General features: G+C 49.3%; 2 protein-coding genes. Both read left to right on the top strand.

The features are described 5' to 3' along the window. A partial coding sequence (locus J7438_RS24680) for an RAP domain-containing protein (protein WP_209278703.1) occupies window positions 1-2996 on the top strand: 2996 nt, incomplete at its 5' end. Between the two features lie 53 nt (window positions 2997-3049). Further along, the coding region (locus J7438_RS24685) for a hypothetical protein (RefSeq protein WP_209278704.1) at window positions 3050-3825 on the top strand (776 nt) is incomplete at its 3' end.

Here is a 3825-nt window from a genome sequence, read left to right on the forward strand (position 1 = left end):
TGGACAATGGGCTGGAGCTTGAGAAGCTAACGAAGCTGAAAGAGGCCGTGGCCGCGCTGTTGCCCCATGTGAAAACCAAAGCCGAATCAAAAGAAGAGAAAGACCACTTCAAGCCACAGGAAGTCGCAAACCTGCTGTGGGCTCTGGCGAAATTGGTGGACAACGGGCTGGTGCTGGAGAAGACAGCGCAGCTGAAAGAGGCCGTAGCCGCGCTGTTGCCTCAGGTAAAAACCAAAGCCGAATCAAAAGCAGAGAAAGACCACTTTAATGCCCAGCATATCGCCAACCTGCTGTGGGCCGTGGCGAAACTGGTGGACAACGGGCTGGAGTTGGAGAAGACACCGAAGCTCAAAGAGGCCGTGACCTCGCTGTTGCCTCATGTGAAAACCAAGGCCGAATCAAAAGAAAAGAAAGACGACTTCAAGCCACAGGGCATCGCCAACCTGCTGTGGGCGGTAGCGAAACTGGTGGACAACGGGCTGGAGTTGGAGAAGACAACGCAGCTGAAAGAGGCCGTGGCCGCGCTGTTGACCCATGTGAAAACCAAGGCCGAATCAAAAGAAAGGAAAGACGACTTCAAGCCACAGGGCATCGCCAACCTGCTGTGGGCGGTAGCGAAACTGGTGGACAACGGGCTGGAGTTGGAGAAGACACCAAAGCTGAAAGAGGCCGTGGCCGCGCTGTTGCCCCATGTGCAAACCAAGGCCGAATCAAAAGAAGAGAAAGGCCGCTTGAACGCTCAAGCTACCGCCAACCTGCTGTGGGCGGTAGCGAAACTGGTGGATAACGGGTTGGAGCTGGAGAAGACAGCGCAGCTCAAAGAGACTGTCACCACCCTGCTGCTTCATGTGACAACCAAAGCCGAATCAAAAGAAGAGAAAGACCACTTTATTCCTCAGCATATCGCCAACCTGCTGTGGGCTGCGGCGAAACTGGTGGACAACGGGCTGGAGTTGGAGAAGACACCGAAGCTGAAAGAGGCCGTGGCCGCGCTGTTGCCCCATGTGAAAACCAAAGCCGAATCAAAAGAAGAGAAAGGCCACTTTATTCCTCAGCATATCGCCAATCTGCTGTGGGCCGTGGCGAAACTTGTGGATAACGGGTTGGAGCTGAAGAAGACAACGCAGCTCAAAGGAGCCGTGGTCGCGCTGTTGCCCTATGTGCAAAACAAAGCCGAATCAAAAGAAGAGAAAGACCACTTCAAGCCACAGGAAGTCGCCAACCTGCTGTGGGCCGTGGCGAAACTTGTGGATAAGGGGTTGGAGCTGGAGAAGACACCGAAACTCAAAGAGACTGTGACTACCCTGCTGCCTCATGTGAAGAGCAAAGCCGAATCAAAAGAAGAGAAAGACCACTTCAAGCCACAGGGAGTTGCCAACCTGCTGTGGGCCGTGGCGAAACTGGTGGATAACGGGTTGGAGCTGGAGAAAACACCGAAACTCAAAGAGACTGTGACCACCCTGCTGCCTCATGTGACAACCAAAGCCGAATCAAAAGAAGAGAAATACCACTTTATTCCTCAGCATATCGCCAACCTTCTTTGGGCTGTGGCGAAACTGGTGGACAACGGGCTGGAGCTGGAGAAGACACCGAAACTCAAAGAGGCTGTGACCACCCTGCTGCCTCATGTGAAGAGCAAAGCCGAATCAAAAGAAGAGAAAGGCCACTTTATTCCTCAGCATATCGCCAATCTGCTGTGGGCTGTGGCGAAACTGGTGGACAAAGGGCTGGAGAACACACCGAAACTCAATGAGGTCGTGGCCGCACTGTTGCCCCATGTGAAAACCAAAGCCGAATCAAAAGACGAGAAAGACCACTTCAATTCACAGGGAGTCGCCAACCTGCTGTGGGCGCTGGCGAAACTGGTGGGCAACGGGCTGGGGCTGGAGAACACACCGAAGCTCAATGAGGTCGTGGCCGCACTGTTGCCCCATGTGAAAACCAAAGCCGAATCAAAAGACGAGAAAGACCACTTCAACCCGCAGGAAGTCGCCAACCTGCTATGGGCCGTGGCGAAACTTGTGGATAAAGGGTTGAAGCTGAAGAAGACAACGCAGCTCAAAGGAGCCGTGGTCGCGCTGTTGCCCTATGTGCAAAACAAAGCCGAATCAAAAGAAGAGAGAAGTCACTTCAATACTCAAGGTACCGTCAATCTGCTGTGGGCCCTGGCGAAACTGGGTGAGGCCATTGAGCCGAACCTGATTAAATCTACGTTCGATTTTCTTGTTGACAGAATCAGTAAAAACCCTCAACTCTCTCAGCAAGATATATCGATGTCTCTCTGGGGAGTCATGGTATTCTGTGCCAGAGTTTATCTGGACTCAGGTAGCAATAATAAAAACCCGCTTGAAAAGCACATAGGTGAACTATTTTCTCGCCTGGGAAATACATCCCCGGACAATATAGAGGATCCATCCATCATTGCCATGGCCGCAGGTTGGCTTGGGAGAACGTGTCCGGTCACTCTTAAATACACGACAAGCACTTCACAATCTCAATCCACCTTCCGCGATCACCTCCAATGGAATTTTCCGTTGTTGAAGATTGAAGAAGAAAAGAGTCTGAACTCATTACCTCCGGTTGATCTGCTACTGCCAGATTACAACACGGTTATCGACATTCAGGGACCTTCTCATTACGTCAGTGGTGATTTCAAAACCAGGAATGGCTCAACGTTGCTGAAAATCGCCCTGCTGCAGAAATTAGGATTTGAAGTTATTGAAATCCCGGTGAACAAGCTTGATAACCAGAATTCAATGAAAACGGTTATTGAGCAAATAAAGGCAAAGTTAGCTGTCCCGCCAGAGGCCCATGGCTCTGTGTCAATTAACAGCGGCGAGTGGGCGGCAGATGAGGCATATTTTACTGCCGATGATGGAGGGCAATGTTCAGATGACTGTTATTTTACGGCTGAAGAATATTTAGAAGAGCAAACAAAAAAGCCCAAAAAAAGAAAAAGGAAGAGAAAAAAGCCAGTAAAAAATGCTACCTGCTGATGCTGTAGAATAGTCTACTTTTTATATTTTCCATGAATTAATGAAATATAATTATGGACAGAAGCGGTGCTGGTATAAGTTGGAAATACACAACTTCAGGTAACGATTACAAACAACCAGACGTTCATGCCAGTGCTTCAGGGAGTGGGCAATACAGGCATCGCACAGTCAGAAAGGTGAATGTGCCACCGTCCTATATCCAGAAGCGTAATGAATGTCACCCTGCTTCTGACGCCTGCTCTGTTAACCATCCACCAAGACATTCAATAAAACCTGTTCATGGTTTTAATACTCTCATCACACAAAAAAAAATGGATTGGCTGGTGGGGTTATTTGCTCGTTATGGTGATCGCTATGATGGTAGAAATCATGGTCAATTTGCCTGTTCAATCAAATGGTACACATCAGGGTCAAAACGACCATTAAATCATAGTGAACAACGCCAACTGATACCATTGTTGCACGATTTTAAAGTGACAACCGGATGGACCTGGCGAAGCCTGACGACAACGCTTCATTCATTTACTTCAGCGGGTGTTTTTACCCCTGATAAAAACATGAATGAGGGAAGTAAAGAAACTCAAGCTGCTTTACTGTCAAATTTACTTGATGCAGTAATACTTAAGTGCAACCAAAAACCTGAAGCCAGGGATATTGATTCACAAGGTATCAGCAACCTGCTGTGGGCCGTGGCAAAACTGGTGGACAATGGGCTGGAGCTTGAGAAGCTAACGAAGCTGAAAGAGGCCGTGGCCGCGCTGTTGCCCCATGTGAAAACCAAAGCCGAATCAAAAGAAGAGAAAGACCACTTCAAGCCACAGGAAGTCGC

Source organism: Thalassotalea sp. G20_0, assembly GCF_017744175.1.
Lineage (GTDB): Bacteria > Pseudomonadota > Gammaproteobacteria > Pseudomonadales > Endozoicomonadaceae > Endozoicomonas.